A 22,472-nucleotide genomic window follows, 5' to 3' on the forward strand; every position below is an offset into this window, starting at 1 on the left:
GGGTAAAGAAAAGGATAAAATGAAAAAAATAACAATACTAGGAATAATTTTAACATTCTTTACCAATTTAAGTTTTGCTACTGAAGTAAATGTATTTAGCGCAAGACATTACGACTCAGATATTCAACTTTATGAAAAATTTACTGCTAAGACAGGTATTAAAGTAAACGTTGTATCAGGAAAAGATAAAGCTCTTCAAAAAAGAATAAGTGAGGAGGGAGCTGACTCTAAAGCTGATATTTATATTACAGCAGATGCAGGAAGATTAGGTGCATTTGATGCAAAAGGAATGTTTCAAAATTCAATGACTTCAGCAATCAAAGCTGCTGTTCCAAAAAACTTTAGATCTACTAACTGGACTGGTATAGCTAAGAGAGCAAGAATTATGTATTATTCTCCAGAAAGAGTTAATGCCAATGAATTAAATGGAATGAGTTACGAAGGCCTTGCCGATCCTAAATGGAAAGGTAGAATTGTTATAAGAAAGTCGAATAATATTTACAATCAATCACTTGTTGCATCATTGGTAAAAAATAATGGAAAAAAAGCTACTTGTGAATGGTCAAAAGGCATTGTTGCTAATATGGCTAGAGACTCTAAAGGAAATGATAGAGCTCAAATACTAGCAGTTGCTGCTGGAGAAGCTGACTTAGCTGTAGCTAATACTTATTATTTAGCTTTAATGCTATCTGGAAAAAAGGGAGCCGAACAACAAGCGGCAGCTAAAAAAGTATTACCATTTTTTCCAAATCAAAGTGATAGAGGAACTCACATGAATATTAGTGGTGGTGGAGTATTAAAAAATGCACCAAATCCAGAAAATGCAAAAAAACTTCTTGAGTTTTTATTAACTAAAGAAGCGCAAGAACACATTGTTAATAATACATTTGAATATCCAATGATTGATGGTGTTGAACCACATGATTTAGTAAAACAAATGGGTCTTGGTTTTAAACAAGATTTAAATACTAAAGTTGTTAATTATGGAAAAAATCAAGCAAAAGCATTGGAGTGCATGCTAGCTGCTAAGTGGAAGTAATTAATAATGGAAAAAAATTTATTTAATTTTAATAAAAATAATTCTTCTAATGCAAGTGGTTTACAAGTAGGTCAGATAACATGTGAACCATGTGCAAATGAGTGTAAAAAAATTGAAATTAAAATAAATAATAGAAAATTGTCTGATATAAAAAGTGAAGAGATTGATCATCTCATAAACGTTTTTAGCAAAAAAGATTAATTTTCAATAAAGTGAACATAATTTAATAGTTCTTACCCTTCTATTAATTATGTTCACTAAATAAAAAAAGGGTAAGTATGTATTTAAGAAAGATAAATATTTGGTATTTAACTTCGTTCTTTATTTCAATTGCTGTAGCAATACCGATTGTTACTGTATTTTCTAGCTTTTTTGATAGCACAAGCAATTATTCTGAGATTATCAAAAATACATTTCTTTACGATTATATATTCAATTCTATATCTCTTTTACTAGGGGTATTATTCCTAACTTTTATAATTGGGGTATCATGTGCTTACCTAGTTTCATTTTATAAATTTACAGGCTCAAATTTTTTTAAATGGGCATTGATTTTGTCTTTTGCAGTACCAGCTTATATTTATGCCTATTCTTTAACAGCCTTTTTTGAAAATTATGGAACAGCGTTTACAATTTTAAAAAGTTTGTTTGGAGAGGGTAATTATAATTCTCAAATACCAAAGTTTGATGGTATGGCAGGAGCAATAGTTGCAATTTCATTTTCTTTATTTGGATATGTTTATGTATTAACAAGAGCTTCTTTTCATTATCAGTCCCAAAATTTGATAGAACTTGGAAAAAATCTTGGTTTTAGCAAGAAAAAATCATTTTTTAAAATAATCTTACCATCTGCAAGACCTGCAATAGTTGCTGGATTGTCCCTTGTTGCAATGGAAACATTATCTGATTTCGGATCAGTATCATTCTTTGGAATATCTACTCTTACAACTGGAATTTATAATGCATGGATTTCATTTGATGACCTAGCGTTAGCAAATCAGTTATCTTTTTATCTATTAATTTTTATACTTGGATTATTTGTATTAGAAAATTTATCTAGAAAAAAAGCACAATATCATTCTCCTACAAAAGGAGGATTTAAGAAAAAATCATTAACAACTTTGCATGGTTACAAAGCTTTATTGGCTTTTTCTTTTTGTTTTTTAATTTTTTTTATAAGCTTTTTGTTTCCTGTCCTTCAAATGCTTTATTGGACAATTATTTTCCCAAAACATTTAATTGATTTAGATCTAATTAGTTTGTTTTCAAATACAATAATCTTAGTTTTGTTATCTAGTTTTGTTTTAATTAGTTTTGCATTTATTTCAAATTATGGAAATAGATTATCTAAAAGTAAGTTCTTAGAAATTTTAACTACTTTCTCGATCTCTGGTTATGCGATACCAGGAATAATCTTGGCTGTTGCATTTATCACTTTTATTTCATGGTTTGATGATAATGTTATTAGTTTTTTTGATTTCAAAAATATCAAATCTATTTTTATTGGATCAATTTTAGGCTTGGTCATAGTTTATTTCGTAAGATTTTATTCACTAGCAAGCAACGGGATTAAGTCTGGTTATTTAAAGATAAGTTATTCGATTGATGAAAGTGCTTATTTATTAGGATACTCAAAATTTAAAACTTTTAAAAATATCCATATACCTTACTTAAAAAATTCTATTCTATTGATTGGTATTTTGATTTCTATAGAGATTATAAAGGAGTTACCAATTACACTAATAATGAGACCGTTTAATTTTGAAACTTTTGCCACTCAAGCATACATTTACGCTTCTCAAGATTTACTTGAAAGCGCTGCAGCGCCATCGTTATTTCTTATTCTTATTGCAAGTTTCTTTATTTTAATTACATCTAGATATATTCTTAAGGATTAATTGGTATATGTCACAAAACTTTTTAGAAATTGAAAATGTTACTTTTGCAGCAAGTGACAAAAATAAGGTTAATAATGTTTCATTAAATATTGAGAATGAAGGAGATATTGTTTGCCTGCTAGGTCCATCAGGAATTGGTAAGACAACTATATTAAGAACTATAGCTGGTTTAGAGAAAATTCAATCAGGAAAAATTTCCTTAAAAAATAAAACTATTTCATCTAAAGATGTTCATGTTGAACCAGAAAATAGAAATATTTCACTAGCGTTTCAAGATAATTCACTTTTTCCACATTATAATGTTCTTCAAAACATTCAATTTGGAGCGGAAAGAAATAAAAAAAAGAAAAAAAGTTTAACTATTAACGAAGTTATAAAATTTCTTCATTTAGAGCATGTTAAAGATAAATTTCCTCATCAAATTAGTTCTGGAGAAGCCCAAAGAGCGGCATTAGCAAGAGCGTTACTTTCTAAACCAGATTTACTTTTATTAGATGAACCATTATCAAATGTAGATCAAAGTTTTAAAGAAGAAATTCAAGTTAAACTAAAACAGGTTTTGACTGATTTAAAAATTACCACAATTATAGTTACACATGATTCTTATGAAGCGTTTTATCTTGGAAGTAAATGTGGAATAATTTTAGATAGCCAATTAAAACAATATGATGACCCTTATAATGTTTATCATTTCCCAAACTCTGTAGAAGTTGTAAATTTTTTAAATAGAGGGATTTTAATTCCTGCAAAAGTTACTGGAGAAAATAGTCTAGAAAATAAAGATCTTGGAACAATAAATGGAAATTTCACTAAACATTATCCAAAAGGTTCTGATGTTCAATTATTATTACAGCCAGAAGATCTTGAGCATGACGATCGGAGTAATTTGAAGCTAGAGGTTGTAGATAGAAAATTTAGAGGCACCAACTTTATCTATACTTTAAAAACTGGAAGTGATTTGTTGATACCAGTTTTTGTACACTCCCACCATATGCACCAACATGAAGTTGATGAAAAATTTGGTATTAAGAGACCAATTAATATTGATCACATAGTTTGTTTTTAATAAAAGAGGCAGATGTTTTCAAAAAAACAGTTATTTGCGAAGGGGATGATGGATATTTCTCCACACATGCTGTCAGTAATTCCATTTGGAATTATTTGTGGGGCAATTGGAGTTGAACTTGGTTTTAGTCCATATTTAGTCTATGCAATGTCGATCATTATTTTTGGTGGAGCATCACAAATTGTATTTTTACAAGTACTTTCAGGAGGTGCATCTAGTTTAGTAGCTATTACATCTGTTGGAATTATTAATTCAAGACACTTATTATATGGAGCAGTTTTATCAGAATATCTTGACAAATTATCATTTATTAAAAAGTTATTAATTTCCTATTTTGTTGTGGATCAAGGATTTTCTGAATCTAATAAGTTTTTTAAAAAAAATAAAAATGAGCAGCACTTACATTACCATCTGATTGGAACAGGAGGTACGATGTGGGTTTGTTGGCAAATAGCAACACTTTCAGGTATTATTTTAGGATCATTTGTTCCTGAAGAACTTGGGTTAAAATTTACAATACCACTTACTTTTATAGCTATTGTTGTTCAAGATTTAAAAAAAATTGATCATTTAATTGTTATGATCACTTGTGGTTTAAGTTCTTTATTGTTTTTTGATGCTCCATTTAAATCTTATATAATAATCTCACCAGTTATTGCTTTAATTGTAGCTTCATTAATATTGAGGTTTAAAAAATGACTTGGATCTCAATTATCATTGCGGGAATATTAACTTATTTTACCAGAATGACTATGATTGCATTAATTGATAGAGACATGCTTGGAGATAAAATTAAAGCAGTATTAGAGTATGTTCCTTCAGCAGTATTTCCAGCAATAATATTTCCAGCAATTTTTATAAATGATTTTGGAACATTTGTTGAGATGAATGATCCTAAAATATTTGGAGCTATAGTTGCGGTAATTGTTGGTTATTTTTCAAAGAATATTATAGCAACTATTTTGTCTGGATTGATTTCTTATTGGTTTTTAATCTTTATTGTTTTTAGTTAGCACCTAATTGAATATTTTTGCTAACATTACTATCCATCATGTCTGGTTTAGATAGATTAAGGTTGGACATAATTTCAATATATTCATCAACGCTCTTTACTTGCAATCTAGGATTAAATCTTTTTTCATTACCAATAGTACTTACTTTTTCACCATTATAATCATGACCGGGGTAAAGAAGAGTTTCCTCTGGCAATTTTAAAAGTTTATCAAATATAGAATGGTAAGAGTCTTTTGAACTTCCATTTTGAAAATCTGTTCTGCCAGTTCCATTAATTAAAAGCGCGTCACCTGAAAAAAGATAATTATCTAACAAAAAACTATAACTTTCTGTTGTATGTCCTGGCGTATAAATGGATCTAATGTCTAAACCATCAATATTTATTAGTTCATTGTCTTTTACTTTGATTTCAACTGCATCAGCGGGGGTATGCTCTCCCATAAGTGTGACACAATTTGTGGCTTGTTTTAATTTAGAGGCACCTGTTACATGATCTGCATGAATGTGTGTATCAATGACTTTTACAAGTTTTAGATCAAGATCTCTTAACAGCTGAATATACTCATTAACATTTTCTAAAACTGGATCAATTATTACAGCTTCGCGACCTTTTGCCGAAGCAATTAGATAAGTATAAGTAGAAGTTTTTTTGTCAAATACTTGTTTAAAAATCATTTAACATTATTAGTATCAAATTATTATGAATACCTCCACATTTGATTGGACTTGTAAACACACTTGGAAAACAAGTGCAAAAAATACTATGTGGTGTGTGATTGGTTGTTCCATTGGAGATTTTGGTACAATCTTATTTTTTCAATTATCAAACATTTCATTTCCAATTTTGGGTATAATGATTTTAGCAATTATTAATGGCTTAATTACTAGTATTATTTTGGAAACTTTTATTTTGGTGAAACAAAATATTGAATTTAAAAATGCACTTAAAACTGCAATGGGTATGAGTTTTATTTCGATGATAAGTATGGAAATAACAATGAATATTACAGACTATCTGCTAACAGGTGGGGCAATGCTTACTTGGTGGGTAGTGCCAATCATGTTAATAGTAGGTTTTTTAACACCTTGGCCTTATAATTATTGGCGTTTAAAAAAATTTGGAATTGCTTGTCATTAACAATTCAAAATAACTATTAAAAAACAAAGTGCTCAATAAAAATTTAATTATTCTAACTATTTGCCAAGTTTTTTCTTTTACGGCACCACCAATTACAGTTTTTATAAGTGGAATTGTAGGATTGAAAATTTCACCAATTGCATCACTAGCAACATTACCGACATCATTATCAATTGTTGGTACAGCAGTATTTTCTTTTTTTGCAGCAAAGATAATGAGTAAAATTGGAAGAAAAAAAGGATTTATATTATCTTCAACATATTCAAGTTTAGCATCACTGCTTGGAGCTTATTCAATTTATACTGAAAATTTTATCTTATTTTGCATTTCATGTTTTGTAATTGGAACAGGTATTGCTTTTACCCATCAATATAGATTTGCTGCAGCTGAAACAGTTGAAAAAAATGAAAGCTCAAGAGCTATTTCAATTTTATTACTTGCAACAATTCTTTCTGCTTTAATAGGTCCTAACGTTGCAAATTTTTCAAAAAATATAATTTCAGATCATCTTTATACAGGATCATATATTTCATTAGCAGTCTTAACTATTATACCAGTTTTTCTATTAGTCTTTTATAGAGCAGATAAAAACCCAAAACCTAAAGAAAACACTAAGGGAAATCAAAGATCGTATATTGAATTATTACTAAACCCAATTATCCTTCAAGCAATTGTGACAGCTGCTTTTGCATATTCAATTATGTCATTCATTATGACTGCTACACCAATAAGTATGTATAAAATGCATGGATTTACATTAGGTTCAACGAGTATTGTTATTCAATCACACATAATAGGAATGTTTTTGCCATCATTAATTACAGGTAGATTGATAAAGAAATTTGGACATTCGACAATTATTTATTCAGGAGCATTAATTTATCTAATTTGTATTTTCTTAAGTTTTTATGACCAAACATTCATCAATTATTTAATTGCTTTAGTTTTATTAGGCATTGGATGGAATTTTTTATTTATTGGAGGAACTAGTTTGTTAGTGCTCTGTTATAAAGAAAGTGAGAAATTTAAAGTACAAGGTTTTAACGATGTATTAGTTTTTTCCATACAATCTATCGCAAGCTTAACTGCAGGCTACTCTATTTTAAAATTTAGTTGGAATGAGATAAATTTAGCTTGTATTCCTTTAGTTTTATTGATTATTTTGATTTCAATAAGAGCAGATTTCTATAAAAAAAAACAAAATGGTATCGTTAAAAAATTGGGATAATAAAACTTGGTTGTCCTCAAAAGATTATATTAAATCTTTCAGTAAATTCTTAATTAAAAACAGCAATCTTGATTCTAAATCTGAAATTTTAGATATTGGGTGTGGAAGGGGCAAAATTTCTGGAAACTTATATAATGAATTAAAGTTAATATCTAAACCTACAGGTATCGATATTGTAGACCACAAAGACAAAGATAAAAGAATTAGATTTAAAAAATCAAATGGTTTAAATTTTTTAGACAAAAACAAAAAGTTTTTTGATTTAATCTTAATAAAACAAACAATTCACTTGTTGAAAATAAGAGAAATCAAAAAACTAATTAAACTTTGTAAAAAATATCTAAAACCAAATGGTGTTATTATGGTGTTAACTTTAGATCCATATAAAAATGAAATCCCTACATTCAAATTAATGAACAGTAAACTTAAAAAATCTTTGAATAGGGATAAAAAGATAATTGCACTACTAAAGAAAAACAACAAAATTAGTAAGACAAAAAAATTTATTTATAAAGTTAAAATTTTAAAGTCAAAATACCTTCAAATGATTAACGATAGGTATATTTCAATATTATTAGAATTTGATCTAAATCAAATCAAAAAGGGAGTGAATGAAATTAATTCAAACTTTAAAAAAAAAATTATATTTAACGATAAGTTGCAATGTATAATTATATCTAGAAATGTCTAAAAGATCTAACAGTGTAGATTTGTTTACTAATAAAGTCATGAATTATATGACTGATGACTTTATCTTGGTTGAAAAAAATGAACTAGTTAAAACAACTATTGAGAAACTAAGAAAAGAAAAAAAATCAACTGTCATAATTCAAGAAAATGAAAAAATGATCGGAATAATAACTGAAAAAGATATTCTTAAAAGGGTCGCTTTTAGTGCTGATGAGAAAACAAAAGTTGATCAGGTTATGACACATCCAGTTAAATTCGTTTATGAGGATGATTTGTTATTTCATGCGGTAGGCAAAATGAGAAAATTAAATTTAAATCATCTTCCTGTTTTAGATATGAGTTTAAAAATACAGGGAATGATTGATATGAATACAGCTTTGCAAGCTGAATTAGGAGATGTGGTGAATCAAATTGACAAAATGACTTATGATGAGCAAGACGTTTCAGGTTTAATTAAAATTAAACAACAACAAGTGATTTTAGCTAATAACATGTTAGTTAGAAATGCTTATCCAGGTGATATTTCATATTTATTAAGTTTTTTAAACAATGTCATCTACCGTAGAGCAATTCGATTGGCAGAAAAAAGAGTTGGGGAAAAAAATATAATAGAAAAAATCCCAGAATATTCAGTCATTGTTATGGGCTCAGGGGGAAGAATGGAAAGTTTTCTGCATCCTGACCAGGATAACGGAATAATCTATGAAACTAACAATGAAGACCCAAAAAAAGTAGATTTATATTTTAATGAACTTGCTAAGGATTTTACAAAAACCTTAGATGACTGTGATATTCCTTTTTGTAAAGGAGACTTAATGGCAAGTAATCCATTGTGGAGAAAAAGCGTATCAGAATGGAAAAATCAAATTACTCAATTTTTAGATAATCACACCCCTCAAGATATGAGAAATATTGATATGCTTTACGATTTTAGATCTATTTATGGTAAAAAAGAACTAGCTGAAAATTTAAAGATTTATTTAAACGAAAAACTGCATGAAAAAAAATTATTAAAGTTTTTGTATTTTAGTGAAGAACAAAGTGATGCCGCAATTGGTTTTTTTGGTCAATTTATTTTAGAAAAAAATGATAAGGAAAATTTAGGATTATTAAACCTAAAACACACAGGAACACTCCCGTTGGTAGAAAGTATTAGATTATATTCAATCAAACATAAGGTTACAAAAATTTCAACATTTGAGCGATTAAATGAACTCAATAAATTGAAGGTTTTAACTGTTGATGAAGTAGATTTTTTCAAAAATGCTCATCGTTTTATGTCAAATATTTTACTTAAAAATCAAGTTGAAAGAACAAAACAAGGTTTAACAATTAAAAATTTTATTGATCCAAAAACTTTACTTGAAAGAGAAAAAAAAGTTTTAAAAATTTATCTTAAACAAATTAGAAAATTAAAACAAAGGGTAAGAGTAGATATTGGTGAAGAGTATTTTTAATAAGATTAAATATTATTTTGAAAAACAAAAGTTGTTTAATCGAGTAACACTTGAGCAATCTAATTTTGCAATTTTGGATACAGAAACAACAGGATTGAGAGTGTCTAAGGGAGATAAAGTTGTATCTGTTGCTTCTATTAAAATTAGTGAATTTAAGATCAGAGAAGATGTGATTTTGGATGAACTAGTGAATCCTCAAATAAAAATTCCAGAACAATCAACTAGGATACACAACATTAAGGATGAAGACGTCAAAAACAAACCAACATTAATTGAAATAGAAAATAAAATCCTAAAGTTTATTAAAAAGAGTGTTTTAGTTGGTCATAATATTGATTTTGATATTAAATTTTTAAAAAACAATGCTAAAAATAGTAATCTTGCTAATCGAATGAAGGTTATTCAGCCAATTGATACAATTCATCTTACTGCAGGCCTTTTCCCAGATTTAAAGAATTATGAACTAACAAGTTTATGTGAACACTTTAATATAAAAGCTGATGATCAAGTTAGACATTCTGCCCTAGGTGATTGCTGGTTAACAGCTAGATTGTTTTTGTTTCTTTTAAACAAAGCAAAAAATTTAGGAATAACAAATATTACAGGATTGATAAAATTGTGTGATAGAGGGTTGAACCTGCATCATATTATAAAGAATGCAAAAAATATTCATTAGCTAAAGAATTCTTTTTAATAAATTGTCACCAAAAAATAATTTATGGGTAATCACAGCCATTAAATGAATAATGATAAGAGCTATCATTAAATAGTTTGAAAAAACATGAACATCATAAAATAATTCTCCAAGTTCAAAATTATCTTGAATTTTAATTTTTTTAAAAATAATTGATATTGTTTCTCCATTGAATAATTTTTTAAAAATTCCAGATATTGTGATTGATAGAATTGTCACATACAGCAGTATGTGATTTAGCTTCGCTAAAAATTTTTGACCTTTAAAAATACTTGGCTCTAATTTTGGTGTTGGATTAAAAATTTTATAAAGTAATCTTAAAATAACTAAGTAAAATAGAGACAAACCAACTGTCACATGAATATTTTCTATATTTAATCTCTCTGGTCCAAAATCTAAATCTACTAAATAAAAACCAAGCGGAATTTGTCCAATAAGTAATATTGCACTCAGCCAATGTAATGATTTTGAAATTAAACCATACTCTGTTAGTGTGTTTTTCAAATGCATAGCCTAATTAAACATATTGCTAAGAATATTGGTATTAGTTTATTTTTAATAACTTCAATATTTATTAGTCCAAGCGTTAATGCTGAACAATCATCAGAAGAAATAATTAAAAATAGAAAAGCTTTATTCAAAAAAAATTATAATACAGCTAAAAAAGTTCAATCACTCTCATCAAGTGGGGATTTTGATGAAGCAAAAAAATTAATGATTGAAATGAGTGAAAATTATAAAACTTTAATAGAAATGTTTCCTGATAATACTAAAGAAGGATTTAAGACAGAAGTTTTGCCCTTAATTTGGGAGGAAAAGGATAAGTTTAATTCTTTAATGGAAAAATCTTCTAATGATATGATTGAATTAGCATCTGTTATTGAAAATGCAGAAAATATTAAGGGCACATTAGGTAAGCTAATGTGGGGTAATTGCAAAGCTTGCCATTCAAAATACAGAAAAGAGCATTAAATTTTGCATATCTAAAATTTATAAGAATTATGATACCTGTAAAAATAAAAGAACATCTAGATAGTTATATTCATCAAGAAGTCTATGTACAAATAGCAGTAATAAAAGGTAAGGAAAAAGGATCCACTAAGGCTGCAATTAATAGTTATTTGAATTCAAATCATTTTAGAGATTTGTCTGAAGGAAGACCCTATGATCATTTTATAGATGGATTGAATGATAAGCGTTTAATCAAGTTAATAAATTCACCCATGAAAGATAAAGAAACTGATGACGAGGTAATTAATGAGCTTCAGAAAAAACTAAAAGAGTTAAGTAATGAAGAGTTAGAAAACACTTTTTGGGAAATTGAAACTGGTGAGTTTGTTAATAATAATGAGATTAAAGAACTTGGACTAGAGAGAGATCAAATGATTGAAAGTTTAAATCTTAATAATAAAGATAACGTACATAAAGTTTTGATGGATTTTTGCAAAAAATATGAAGAATTATGTATTGTTAAATATCCTGACGCACCACTTCCATTGGAGATATTGAAATCTACTGGTTCCTAATCATTGGATAAACCTTAGGATTTAGGTATTTTAAATTTGTAATCATTATTAATGCTAAGGTAACCAATCCAATACTCAATCCTATGTTAAATAAAACTTTAAAATCAAAAGCCCAGACTAATTCAAAAATATTCTCCATAATAAATTTAGAGGCAGTTACCGCAAAAAAGGTTGCTATCAATATTACAGAATTAAAGATTATTAAAAATTCGATTAAGGAAGATAAAATAACTTCTTTTTTTGAAAACCCTAAAATTTTAAATACTAAATTTTGATATTCTTTAACTTTTCCTTGAACCATAATAGCACTAGAAATAACAATTAATCCTATAATAATAGTAACTGCTGAAATAAGAGTAACTGCTATGAAAACTTTGTTCAAAACATCAGTTACTTTATTCAAATAATCTGCAATCTTAATCATGGATAAACTAGGTAATACATCTAACATTGAAGTCTCGTCAAACTTTTCAATTGTTTCAAATTTTGCAGTTGCTAAATATTCATGAGGAATATTATTTGCAAATTGAGGATTAAATAACATAGCAAAATTAATACTGAGATCACGGTAATCAACCGCTCTAAAATTAACTATCTCTCCATCAATTTCTCTACCATAAATATTTAGCGTGAATACATCGCCTAATTTAATATTTAAATTTTTTGCAACTTCAGCATCTAAAGAAATTTGAAGTTGGTTAGGTTTGGTAAGATCCCACCATTTACCTTCAGTTAATGGATTATCTTCTGGAACTTCATCTACCCATGAAGATCTTCTATCACTACCAATTACCCAGTAACTATCATTATCAGGTTTTATATAAGTATTTGGATTAATCCCGTTAATCTTAATAATCCCAGATGACACCATCGGTACTACCTCAATTTTTGCATTAGCATCCATATTCAGTATATTTTTTTCAAAAATTTCTTTTTCTCCCTTTTGAATACCAACAAAAAAATAATCAGGAGCAATATCAGGTATGGATTTTGCAATTTCTCTTTGAAAATTAGTACCAACTAACGCGAGTGTAAGTAGCAAAGTAACTCCTAAACCTAAAGACATAATTGTAATTGGAGTAATACTTTTTGTCTGGGTTATATTTTTAATCGATACTTTTAAAGATATATTAGAAGTAGATTTAAATTTTCTTAAAAAATAAATGATTATTTTTGAAAGTAAAAAAAATACTATTAAACAAACAAAAAAAGTCACAAAATATCCAAGACTATAAATAGGGCGTTCAGATCCAAAACTAAATAATAAAACTAAAATAGATAATAATATTAGACTTAAAGCTGCAGATTTTTTTGAATAATAAAATTCTAAATTTTGAAATACATTTCTAAATAAATTTGAGGCTTTTACTTGATCGATTGAACTAATGGTTGGGACTGAAAAAATAATAAGAACTAATAACCCAACTAAAAATATTTTAATAAAATTTATAATCGAAAATACTGGGGAAACATTTAGCCCTAATCCGTCAGATAAATATTGATCGACAAAAGGTACAATTAAAAAACTTGAGCCATAAGCAAAAGTTGTGATTACTAAAAGTAAGATAAATAATTGAAGATAATAGAGTGTTTTAATATTACCTGAATAAAATCCAACTGCTTTTCTAACTGCAATAGACATATTGTTTTGATTAATAAAAGAGAGAAGAGTATTTGCTATCCCAATTCCTGCAATCAACATCGCACTAATTGAAACTAATGATAAGAACTGTGAAAAATTGTTGATTATTCTCTTTAATCCACTTGCAGAATTTTCAGGATATCTAAGTTTAACTTTTTGATCATCTTTAAATATATTCTCTATTTTTTTTTCTATTTTACCAGCATCATCTGTTTCATTGAATTTTACTTTGTATTCGTAATTTAAAAAGCTACCAATTCCATTAAGTTTCAAAATTTCTAATGTTTGATCTCCTGCAAGTGCCCAATCACCAAAAGCAACAAACCCACTGACATCAGGGACAGATTTTACAACTCCTATAATTGTAAATAATTGATTTTGAACTCTAATTTTTTCATTAATTTTTAAGTTTAAATTTTTTGATAAACTTTCATTTATTAGCAAAGTATTGGGCTCATTATGCATTCTATCAAATGCACCTGCTGGCTCATAATCAACTGAACCATACAAAGGATATTTAGTATCTACAGTTTTTATTCTGGTAAAAAGAGATTTATTCTTTTCTCTACCGATTGTTGAGACCATTGTGCTAAATTCAATCATTTGAGAAATGGTTGCAAATTCTTTAACTTGATTAACTAGTTTAAGACTTCCTTCATTACGATTATAGTCAATTTCAAGGTCGCCACCTAACAGGGCTTTAGCATTATCATTTAATTCTTTTTTTAAACTATCTTCAATGGTGAAGATGGCACTTAAAATGAAAAGACTGATAAAAAGAGTTATGATGATGCTTGATAACTTCTTATAATTTCTGCTTAAATCCTTTAAAGCATACTTAATAATTAGATTTAATTCAGACGGATTATTTAATTTTTCCATCTTTAATTCTAATTTTTCTTTTAGCTTTATTAGCTAATTTTGGATCATGAGTTACCATAATGAGTGAGGAACCTTCTTCTTTCACGTATTTAAATAATATATCAGAAATCATTACTGAATTTTCAGTATCTAGATTTCCAGTAGGCTCATCCGCTAAGATTAATTCTGGTTTCATTGCAATCGCTCTTGCTATCGCAACTCTTTGTTGTTCTCCGCCTGATAGTTGGCTTGGTAAATTATTAAATCGATGATTAAGTCCAAATCGATCTAATAATAGCTTTGCTTCTTTTTCTGGATTTTTGAATTTATTCAGCTCAAGAGTTAAGGCTACATTTTCAACCGCTGTGTAATTTGGGATTAAATAAAATGACTGAAATATAATCCCAATATTTTTTCTTCTTATTTCCGAGACTTCATCTTCGCTTAATTTTGTAATCTCATGATTTTGAAAAAAAATTTTTCCAGTAGTAGCTTTTTCTAAGCCTCCAATTAACATAATAAGACTAGTTTTTCCTGAACCACTTTCACCAACAATAGATATTGTCTCTTTTTTCTTGGTAGTTAAGTTAATATCTTTTAAAACTCTGATATTATCTTTACCAGTTTGGTATTTAAGATTTACCTTATTTAATTTAAGAAGAATGCTCATGAATAAAAGTTTTATTATTAAAATAATTGTATTTTGTCTAGTCACCATAAAGGTTAGTGCAATAGAAAAAGTAATTTTGTTTGGAGATAGTTTGATGGCAGGCTATGGATTACCTAAGGAACAACATTTATCAGTAGTTTTGCAAAATAGTTTAGAGTTAGAAGGTCACAAAATAGAAATTGTTAATGGTAGTGTTTCAGGAAGTACTTCTGCAGGTGGATTAAATATAGTTGAGTGGACTTTATCAGAAACTAATATTGATCTTATAATTCTAGGTCTTGGAGCTAATGATATGCTAAGAGGCATAAACCCTAAGGAGACAAAAAATAACTTAGAAGAAATTATTAAAATTGCAAAAAACAAAAATATCAAAGTAGTCATAGCTGGCATGATTGCACCAACATCTTATGGTTTTGAGTATAAGAAATCTTTTGATAAAATTTTCTCTGATTTATCTAAAAAACATAATTTACAACTAATCCCATTTCTACTTGAAGGTGTAGCTCAAAAGCCTGAATTTAATTTAAGTGATGGCATGCATCCAAATGACCAAGGCACAATTATCATTGGTAACACTCTAAAAAAAGCCATCTTAGAAAATCTATAAAGACTTAATATTATTTTTTTGTTATCTTTTTTCATGAAGAAGATTCTGGCAATTATCATTTTATTTTTTTCAGCCTCATCCTTAAGCGCCAATGATAGAAATGTTGAACTTGATAAATTATTTCTAGAATTAAAAAAAAACATTCCATCTTTATCATCGGGAATAGCACAGCAAATTTGGATGTTATGGAGTACTCATCCTACGGATCAAAAATTAACATCGATATTAGATGAAGGCTCAAGGTTAGTTCAAGATCAACAGTTAAATAGAGCAATCGATGTTTTTACTGAAGCAATTGAATTAGACCCTAATTGGGCTGAGGCTTGGAATAAAAGAGCAACAGTATTTTATATGGTTGGAGAGTTTCAAAAATCTCAAGATGATATTGATAAAGTGCTAGAATTAGAAGAAAGACATTTTGGAGCTTTAGCAGGGCAAGGTATGGTTAATATAAAGTTAAAGAATTATGATAAAGCAAAGAGAAGCTATCAAAAAGCTCAAGAAATTTACCCTGCAATGAAATCATCCAAGGTAATGATTGAACAAATTGAAGAGTTAATTAAAAGACAATCAATTTAATTAATTAAAAATTTTAAAATCAATCACTTGATGAAAAAAACCACACCTCCATCTAAGGCAATGTTGACACTTGCTAGATCTTTAAGTTTTAATGCTCAGAACTATATTCCAAAAGGTGGGGTATCTTTTTCTTTATTTAAGGTAGAAATTTTATCAGGATTAACAGTTGCATTAGCATTGGTGCCAGAAGCGATAGCTTTTGCTTTTGTTGCAGGAGTTGCACCTTTATCTGGTTTGTATGCTGCATTTATTGTTGGATTAATTACAGCTGTATTTGGTGGTAGACCTGGAATGATATCAGGTGCAACAGGTGCTCTTGCCGTTGTTATGGTTTCATTGGTAACCGAACATGGTGCTGAATATTTATTTGCAACCGTTGTTTTAATGGGAGTTTTACAATTGTTAGCTGGTGTTTTTAAACTAGGAAAATTTATAAGAATGGTACCTGAGCCTGTGATGTTAGGTTTTGTCAATGGACTAGCAATTGTAATTGGCATCTCTCAATTAAGTCAGTTTAAAACTATAAATGATCTTGGACAATCTGTTTGGATTTCAGGAGATATATTAATTTATTCTATTGTTTTTGTATTGCTCACTATGTTTGTTATATGGTTTTTGCCCAAACTTACAAAAGTGGTTCCATCAACTTTAGTTGCAATACTTTTAACAACTATATTAGTTCTTGCTCTTAAAATTGATATTCCAAGTGTTGGAGATTTAGCGAGTGTTAAAGGAGGTTTGCCTAATTTTTCAATTCCAAATGTTCCTTTAAATTTTGAAACATTAAAGATTATTTTCCCCTATGCATTTATTTTAGCTTCGATTGGATTAATAGAGAGCTTGTTAACTCTAAACTTGGTAGGAGAAATTACTAATAAAAGAGGTGGAGCTAGCCAAGAGTGTATAGCGCAAGGATTTGCAAATTCAGTAACTGGTTTTTTTGGTGGAATGGGTGGTTGTGCCATGATTGGTCAGTCAATGATTAATGTAAGATCAGGTGGTAGAACTCGCTTAGCTGGTATTGCGGCTGCAGTATTTTTATTAATTTTTATTTTATATACTTCAAACTATATAGAGATGATCCCCATTGCAGCTTTAGTAGGGGTAATGTTTATGGTGGTGATTGGAACTTTTGCTTGGAATTCAATTAAGTTTTTAATTATGGTTCCAAAAAGTGATGCACTAGTTACAGTCCTTGTAACAGTTGTAACAGTGTTAGAAGATTTGGCAGTTGCAGTGATTGTAGGAGTGATTGTTTCAGCATTAGTTTATGCATGGAAAACAGCTTCAAGAATTAGAGCTATTGAAAGACCTTCAAAAACAGACAAGGGTGCTAAAGTTTATGAAATTGAAGGACCTTTGTTTTTTAGTTCAGCGAATAGTTTTTTAGAATTATTTACACCAGAAGATGATCCTAAGTTGGTTATAGTTGATTTTGCAAAATCTAGAGTAATTGATCAGTCTGCATTAAAGGCAATAGAAGATATTGCTCATAAATATAATAGTTTTGGAAAAAAAATTAAGTTAAGACATTTAACTAAAGATTGTCATAAACTTTTAAGTAAAACAGGTCAGTTGGTAGTTGATAGTGATAACGATCCTGATTACAGTTTAGCTGTTGATTATGGAGTTAAATTAAAAATATTTGGTAAATAAAACTCACTACTAATAATGAGTATTCAATACGATGTAATTATAATTGGAGCGGGGGCTGCTGGCATGATGAGTGCGATTGAGGCTGGAAAACGTGGCCGTAAAGTTTTGCTCGTCGATCATTATAAAAAAATAGGAGAAAAGATCAGAATTTCTGGAGGAGGAAGATGTAATTTTACTAATATCAACACAAATCCTAATAAATTTCTTTCACAAAACCCAAAGTTCGTAAGATCTGCTTTAAGTCAATATACTCAAAATGACTTTATTAATTTAATCAATAAACATGAAATTAAATTTCATGAAAAAAAATTAGGACAATTATTCTGTGATCATAGTGCTCAGCAAATTGTAGAGATGTTGCTTAAAGAATGTGAATTGGCAAATGTAACTGTTTTAAAAGAATTTATTATAAAGAATGTTGATAAAGATAATGATCAGTATCTTGTATCAACTGAAACTGAAGAATATTCATCAAAGTCTTTAATTGTTGCAACTGGCGGATTATCAGTTCCTAAAATTGGCGCCACTTCTTTTGGGTACGAAATTGCTAAAAAATTTGATCATAATATTATTGAGACCTTACCCGCATTAGTGCCCTTAACGTTTAGTGAAAAGATATTAGAAATGTGTAAAGAGTTAACAGGACTTTCTGTTGAAGCGATAGTCTCTTTTAATAAAGTTTTGTTTCAAGAAGGAATGTTATTTACGCATAGAGGGTTAAGTGGTCCTTCTATTTTGCAAATTTCATCTTACTGGAAACAGGGTAATAATATTAAAGTTAATCTTTCACCAAAATTAAATGTTTACGATTTATTAGAAGAAAAAAGAAAGTTAAATCCAAAATTTGATATCTTAAATATCATAAGTGAAATTTTGCCCAAAAGATTAGCTCAAATTATTTGTAACAAAAATAAAGTAAGTGGAAATATTTCTGAACTATCTAATAAAATATTAAAACAACTAAGTGAAAATATAAATTCTTGGTTAATCAATCCAACAGGCTCTGAAGGGTATAGAACAGCAGAAGTCACTTTAGGAGGAGTTAATACTAAAGAATTATCATCAAAAACAATGATGTCTAACAAGCATAAGAATTTATTTTTTATTGGTGAAGTTGTCGATGTAACAGGCCATTTAGGTGGATATAATTTTCAATGGGCTTGGTCTTCTGGCTATGTTGCTGGCCAATATGCTTAAAACCACCATATCGACTTAATCTATTCTATTTGCTAAAATATATACATGTGTGGAAGATATGTTGTTAAAAACCCAGTTACTAAAACTAGCAAATTAGTTAAATCAGCAATTCAAGTAGAGGATACTGAAAACTATAACGCACACCCATATCAAAAACTTCCAGTTATAAAAAAATATAAAAATGGAAATACTTTAGAAGCACTTAAATGGGGTTTAATTCCAGGTTGGGCCAAAGATAAAGATTTTAAAGCTTTAATTAATGCAAGATTAGAGACTATTGATGAGAAAGTTTCATTTAAAAAACTAATTAAAAATAATAGATGTGTTGCAGTTGCTGATGGTTTTTATGAATGGAAAAGAGAAGAAAATGAGAAAACACCTCATTATTTTACAAGAAAAGATAGTAAACCAATATTTTTTGCAGGAATTTTTGAAGAAGATCAATTTTGTTTAATTACAGAAGAAGCAAAAGAAAACATCACTGAAATACATCACCGTCAACCTGTGATTATTAATCAAACAGATATTAATCGATACTTGAATTTAGAGTTACAAGGTTCAGCATTTTTAAAGGAATGTAATAAACCTGATCTTATTTTTCATAAAGTTTCAAAAGATGTAAACAAACCTACGAATAACAGCACATCATTAATTCAAAAAATAGATTAATATCGTTTAAAAATTAACATAAAATTGAAAAGCTATTCCACATAAAATAGCTCCTCCAAAACCGAAAGTTAAGTAAGCGATAAATGTAGAGCGGTTCACCAGAGACCAAACAGCTGTCATTGCTGGAATAGAACTGATTGCTCCACCAACCAGAAAAGCCATAGCACCACCAGCACTCAATCCTTGTTCAATTAATCCTGACACAATAGCTGGTGCTGCATAAGAATTTAAGTAAGCAGGTACACCGGCAAAAGCTCCTATAACAATAGATGACAATCCATCTCCTGACAAAAAACTTCCAATTATTTGAGCAGACATAAATTGAACCATTAATGCTTCAATTAAATAAGCAAGCGATAACCATTTTAATAAAAATAATCCATTCGTTATAAATTCATCTCTAAAAATTTTAGTTCTTTCTGAATTATTCCAAAATTTTAAGACAAGCTCTTGATTAAAAGGATCTTTAGTATCACAGCATGAGCCACTACTAGATCTATTTTGATCTTTTAATGGGCTCGTAAACATCCCAAGTTTTGCTAAAAAATAAATTCCAAAGCCACCAATTAAACCAATAGTTAATGCTGAAATTGTTTTTGCTATTGCATAATCCCAACCAAGAGCACTTGCTGTGATCAACAGAGCAGGAGGATCAATTAAAGGTGAAGATAACCAAAAAGCCATCACAGCAGATAGCGGAACTCCTAAAGCTAGCATACTTGCTATAAATGGTATTACTTCACATGAACAAAATGGAGCAAGACCACCCACTAATGTTGCGATAAAAATTGTTCTAACTTCTTTTCCTTTAAATGCTTTTGAAACTAAGCTTTCGGCACCAGTTGCTTTTAAATATGCAACTAAGCTGATAGCAAATAAAATAAAAGGAATAGTTCCCATTAAAGCCTTTAAGGCAAAAGTTAAAATTGAATTAAAATTTTCAGGAATAATTATTAAAATTGATAATGGAATTAAAAATACAAGTGTCCAAACATTTTTAATTTTAAGGTTAAAATTATTAATATTTCTTAAAAAGCTGCTTTCATTATTTTCTTTTATTTTCATTTACACAGCATTCTTTTAAAAGATAATCAGCTAAAGATTGAATATGATTAATTTGAGCAAAGTTTAAAATGGATCTACCTTTTTTTACTTGTTTAATTAAATTTGCCTTTTTTAAATAATCGAGATGGTGAGCCAGTGTTGATAATGGTATATTAAGAAGATCTTGTATTTCTCCAATTGTTAAGCCTTTTGAACCTAATTTAACTAGCTCCAAAAGAACACTTAACCTATGTTTTGAGCCTACTGCATTAAATCCTTCTGCTGCTTTATTAGTATTCAACATAGTTATATAACTAGTTATATAGTTGTTTAGTATTTATAGTCAATGGTTAAGTAAAAGAGTAGTAAAGTAATTATAAATTAACTGTATTTCGGTATAATTTAAATAATACAATCCAAATTGTAATATGAACAATATTTATCATTCTGATATCTATCAATTTAATACACCAGTGAGTAGTTACTGGGAAGATGTCTCAAGTGAAAATTTAAATTTAGAAAAATTAACAAAAGATATTAATTCAGAAATTGTGGTGATTGGTGGTGGATATACAGGATTAGTTTGTGCAATAAATTTAATAGAAAATCATAACTTAGATGTCATTTTAGTTGAAGCGGGAAAAATAGGTTGGGGTGCATCATCCAGAAATGCTGGATTTAACTGCTTACCACCAAGCAAGATGTCTTTTAAACAGATGCAATCCATATATGGAATGGAGGAGACAAAAAAGTTTTTTAAAAATTCAGTAGAAGGTTCCAATCACACAAAAGATATCATTAAAGAATATAATATTGATTGTGATGTATCAGGAGATAGTAGTTATGTAGTTGCGCATCATAAAAATAAATTTGAACAAATAAAAGAGCAAGCTGAGGTTTATAAATCTGAGTTTGATATTGAGACTAAAATTTATTCAAAAGAAGAATTTGATGAAATTGGACATCAAGGAACTGAACAATATGGAGCGTTTTCATATAAACCAGCATTTGCAATCAATCCTCTTAAATTTGTAAATGGAATTGCAAAACATGCTTTATCCAAAAAATTAAAGATATTTGAACACACCAAAGTAGATAAAATTAATAAAGAAAATGGATCTTATGTTTTAGAAACTAAAGAAGGGTCTATTCGATCTAAAAAGATAGTAGTTGCAACGAATGGGTTTTATCAAGAAGGGTTAATCCCACAAATGGATGGAAGGGTGCTGCCTGTTATCTCAAACGTAATTGTAACAAGAAAACTTAATGAGGATGAATTGAATGCTCATAACTTTAAAACATTTTCACCCGTCGTTAATACTAAAAACCTTTTGTGGTATTATAGAAAGTTGCCAGATAATCGAATTTTATTTGGAACTAGAGGAGATTTAACAGGAAGTGACCAGTCAAATTTAGTTATGTCAAAAAAGATGGAAAAGTTTTTAAAAGATATTTTTCCTCAATGGTCAAATGTCACGATTGATTATAATTGGCGAGGGTTGATCGCTTTATCCCAAAAGCTTGCCCCATCTATTGGTAAAATTGATAATGAAGAGATTTATTATGGATTTGGTTATAATGGGGTAGGCGTTAGTGCGGCCCCTTGGACCGGAAAACAACTATCTAAACTAGTTTTTTCATCAAACAGTAAAGAACTTGATATCTCTAAGATATATAAAGGATTACCCAAAAAGTTTATTTTTCCTCAATTAAGGACTTTTTATTTTAGATTGGCTGTGTGGTTTTATGCAATTAAAGATAAACTAAACATCTGATATACTTAAGATAAAGAATTAA

25 protein-coding genes are annotated in these 22,472 nt (G+C 28.7%); 19 read left to right on the plus strand and 6 right to left on the minus strand.

The genetic code is table 11. The features are described from left to right. The first annotated feature begins 19 nt into the window (after positions 1–19). From ACIJYC_RS02065 to ACIJYC_RS02090, 6 genes are all read left to right on the plus strand, one after another. Positions 20–1,039 carry an extracellular solute-binding protein gene (locus ACIJYC_RS02065; protein WP_435167260.1) on the plus strand — a complete coding sequence of 340 codons (1,020 nt, stop codon included), beginning with the start codon at positions 20–22 and terminating at the stop codon, positions 1,037–1,039. Positions 1,040–1,045: 6 nt separating this feature from the next. Continuing rightward, positions 1,046–1,240, plus strand: coding sequence for a hypothetical protein (locus ACIJYC_RS02070; RefSeq protein WP_435167263.1), 195 nt, complete (start codon positions 1,046–1,048; stop codon positions 1,238–1,240). A 77-nt stretch (positions 1,241–1,317) separates the two neighbouring features. Next, positions 1,318–2,937 (plus strand): ABC transporter permease, encoded by a 1,620-nt coding sequence (locus ACIJYC_RS02075; RefSeq protein WP_435167265.1) that lies wholly within the window; start codon positions 1,318–1,320, stop codon positions 2,935–2,937. Positions 2,938–2,944: 7 nt separating this feature from the next. Next, positions 2,945–4,003, plus strand: coding sequence for an ABC transporter ATP-binding protein (locus ACIJYC_RS02080; RefSeq protein WP_435167268.1), 1,059 nt, complete (start codon positions 2,945–2,947; stop codon positions 4,001–4,003). Between the two features lie 12 nt (positions 4,004–4,015). Continuing rightward, on the plus strand, positions 4,016–4,702 hold the full coding sequence (locus tag ACIJYC_RS02085; protein ID WP_435167271.1) for an AzlC family ABC transporter permease: 687 nt from the start codon (positions 4,016–4,018) through the stop codon (positions 4,700–4,702). Further along, positions 4,699–5,016, plus strand: a complete 318-nt coding sequence (locus tag ACIJYC_RS02090; RefSeq protein ID WP_435167274.1) for an AzlD domain-containing protein — start codon at positions 4,699–4,701, stop codon at positions 5,014–5,016. Before ACIJYC_RS02085 ends, ACIJYC_RS02090 begins: the two co-directional genes overlap by 4 nt. Here the strand turns inward: ACIJYC_RS02090 and ACIJYC_RS02095 are convergent. Next, on the minus strand, positions 5,009–5,692 hold the full coding sequence (locus ACIJYC_RS02095; protein WP_435167276.1) for an MBL fold metallo-hydrolase: 684 nt from the start codon (positions 5,690–5,692) through the stop codon (positions 5,009–5,011). The genes ACIJYC_RS02090 and ACIJYC_RS02095 overlap by 8 nt on opposite strands. Positions 5,693–5,717: 25 nt before the next feature. Here ACIJYC_RS02095 and ACIJYC_RS02100 point away from each other — a divergent pair, with 25 nt between their 5' ends. The 5 genes from ACIJYC_RS02100 to ACIJYC_RS02120 are packed head-to-tail and all read left to right on the plus strand — an operon-like array spanning position 5,718 to position 10,206. Further along, complete coding sequence (locus ACIJYC_RS02100) at positions 5,718–6,155, plus strand: DUF4396 domain-containing protein (RefSeq protein WP_435117374.1); 438 nt, start codon at positions 5,718–5,720, stop codon at positions 6,153–6,155. A gap of 28 nt (positions 6,156–6,183) precedes the next feature. Beyond that, entirely contained in the window at positions 6,184–7,383 is a 1,200-nt protein-coding gene (locus ACIJYC_RS02105; RefSeq protein ID WP_435167279.1) for an MFS transporter, read from the plus strand. After that, a complete protein-coding gene (locus ACIJYC_RS02110; protein ID WP_435088800.1) occupies positions 7,358–8,074 on the plus strand; it encodes a class I SAM-dependent methyltransferase in 717 nt (238 codons plus the stop codon). The genes ACIJYC_RS02105 and ACIJYC_RS02110 overlap by 26 nt, the downstream gene beginning before the upstream one ends. Further along, positions 8,067–9,530 carry a DUF294 nucleotidyltransferase-like domain-containing protein gene (locus ACIJYC_RS02115; protein WP_435167281.1) on the plus strand — a complete coding sequence of 488 codons (1,464 nt, stop codon included), beginning with the start codon at positions 8,067–8,069 and terminating at the stop codon, positions 9,528–9,530. The genes ACIJYC_RS02110 and ACIJYC_RS02115 overlap by 8 nt, the downstream gene beginning before the upstream one ends. Then, the gene (locus ACIJYC_RS02120; RefSeq protein ID WP_435167284.1) at positions 9,514–10,206 is read left to right on the plus strand and encodes a 3'-5' exonuclease; all 693 of its coding nucleotides are present in this window, start codon (positions 9,514–9,516) and stop codon (positions 10,204–10,206) included. Before ACIJYC_RS02115 ends, ACIJYC_RS02120 begins: the two co-directional genes overlap by 17 nt. Here the strand turns inward: ACIJYC_RS02120 and ACIJYC_RS02125 are convergent, their stop codons facing one another. Continuing rightward, on the minus strand, positions 10,207–10,734 hold the full coding sequence (locus ACIJYC_RS02125; RefSeq protein ID WP_435167287.1) for a cytochrome b: 528 nt from the start codon (positions 10,732–10,734) through the stop codon (positions 10,207–10,209). Here ACIJYC_RS02125 and ACIJYC_RS02130 point away from each other — a divergent pair. Together ACIJYC_RS02130 and ACIJYC_RS02135 are read left to right on the plus strand one after the other, a co-directional pair. Next, a complete protein-coding gene (locus tag ACIJYC_RS02130; RefSeq protein WP_435167290.1) occupies positions 10,729–11,196 on the plus strand; it encodes a cytochrome c in 468 nt (155 codons plus the stop codon). The two genes, ACIJYC_RS02125 and ACIJYC_RS02130, sit on opposite strands and share 6 nt — an antisense overlap. Positions 11,197–11,225: 29 nt before the next feature. Continuing rightward, positions 11,226–11,750, plus strand: coding sequence for a hypothetical protein (locus ACIJYC_RS02135; RefSeq protein ID WP_435167293.1), 525 nt, complete (start codon positions 11,226–11,228; stop codon positions 11,748–11,750). On the opposite strand, the gene ACIJYC_RS02140 is transcribed toward ACIJYC_RS02135, so the two are convergent. Next, positions 11,737–14,274, minus strand: coding sequence for an ABC transporter permease (locus ACIJYC_RS02140; RefSeq protein ID WP_435167296.1), 2,538 nt, complete (start codon positions 14,272–14,274; stop codon positions 11,737–11,739). The genes ACIJYC_RS02135 and ACIJYC_RS02140 overlap by 14 nt on opposite strands. Then, positions 14,258–14,923, minus strand: coding sequence for an ABC transporter ATP-binding protein (locus ACIJYC_RS02145; protein WP_435167299.1), 666 nt, complete (start codon positions 14,921–14,923; stop codon positions 14,258–14,260). The genes ACIJYC_RS02140 and ACIJYC_RS02145 overlap by 17 nt, the downstream gene beginning before the upstream one ends. On the opposite strand from ACIJYC_RS02145, the gene ACIJYC_RS02150 reads away from it, so the two are divergent. The 5 genes from ACIJYC_RS02150 to ACIJYC_RS02170 are packed head-to-tail and all read left to right on the plus strand — an operon-like array spanning position 14,922 to position 19,631. Then, positions 14,922–15,530, plus strand: coding sequence for an arylesterase (locus ACIJYC_RS02150; RefSeq protein WP_435167302.1), 609 nt, complete (start codon positions 14,922–14,924; stop codon positions 15,528–15,530). The two genes, ACIJYC_RS02145 and ACIJYC_RS02150, sit on opposite strands and share 2 nt — an antisense overlap. Before the next feature lie 33 nt (positions 15,531–15,563). Then, the gene (locus ACIJYC_RS02155) at positions 15,564–16,109 is read left to right on the plus strand and encodes a tetratricopeptide repeat protein (protein WP_435167305.1); all 546 of its coding nucleotides are present in this window, start codon (positions 15,564–15,566) and stop codon (positions 16,107–16,109) included. A gap of 30 nt (positions 16,110–16,139) precedes the next feature. Next, entirely contained in the window at positions 16,140–17,765 is a 1,626-nt protein-coding gene (locus ACIJYC_RS02160) for a SulP family inorganic anion transporter (RefSeq protein ID WP_435167308.1), read from the plus strand. 15 nt (positions 17,766–17,780) lie between these two features. Then, complete coding sequence (locus ACIJYC_RS02165) at positions 17,781–18,962, plus strand: NAD(P)/FAD-dependent oxidoreductase (protein ID WP_435167311.1); 1,182 nt, start codon at positions 17,781–17,783, stop codon at positions 18,960–18,962. 45 nt (positions 18,963–19,007) lie between these two features. Then, complete coding sequence (locus ACIJYC_RS02170; RefSeq protein ID WP_435167313.1) at positions 19,008–19,631, plus strand: SOS response-associated peptidase; 624 nt, start codon at positions 19,008–19,010, stop codon at positions 19,629–19,631. A 6-nt stretch (positions 19,632–19,637) separates the two neighbouring features. Here the strand turns inward: ACIJYC_RS02170 and ACIJYC_RS02175 are convergent, their stop codons facing one another. Together ACIJYC_RS02175 and ACIJYC_RS02180 are read right to left on the minus strand one after the other, a co-directional pair. Next, entirely contained in the window at positions 19,638–20,696 is a 1,059-nt protein-coding gene (locus ACIJYC_RS02175) for a permease (RefSeq protein ID WP_435167316.1), read from the minus strand. After that, positions 20,677–20,979 (minus strand): ArsR/SmtB family transcription factor, encoded by a 303-nt coding sequence (locus ACIJYC_RS02180; RefSeq protein ID WP_435148287.1) that lies wholly within the window; start codon positions 20,977–20,979, stop codon positions 20,677–20,679. The genes ACIJYC_RS02175 and ACIJYC_RS02180 overlap by 20 nt, the downstream gene beginning before the upstream one ends. 124 nt (positions 20,980–21,103) lie before the next feature. On the opposite strand from ACIJYC_RS02180, the gene ACIJYC_RS02185 reads away from it, so the two are divergent. After that, positions 21,104–22,450, plus strand: coding sequence for an NAD(P)/FAD-dependent oxidoreductase (locus tag ACIJYC_RS02185; RefSeq protein ID WP_435167319.1), 1,347 nt, complete (start codon positions 21,104–21,106; stop codon positions 22,448–22,450). Positions 22,451–22,472 lie beyond the last annotated feature (22 nt).

The organism is Candidatus Pelagibacter bacterium nBUS_28, assembly GCF_051200915.1.
In the GTDB taxonomy this organism is placed as follows: Bacteria; Pseudomonadota; Alphaproteobacteria; order Pelagibacterales; family Pelagibacteraceae; genus Pelagibacter.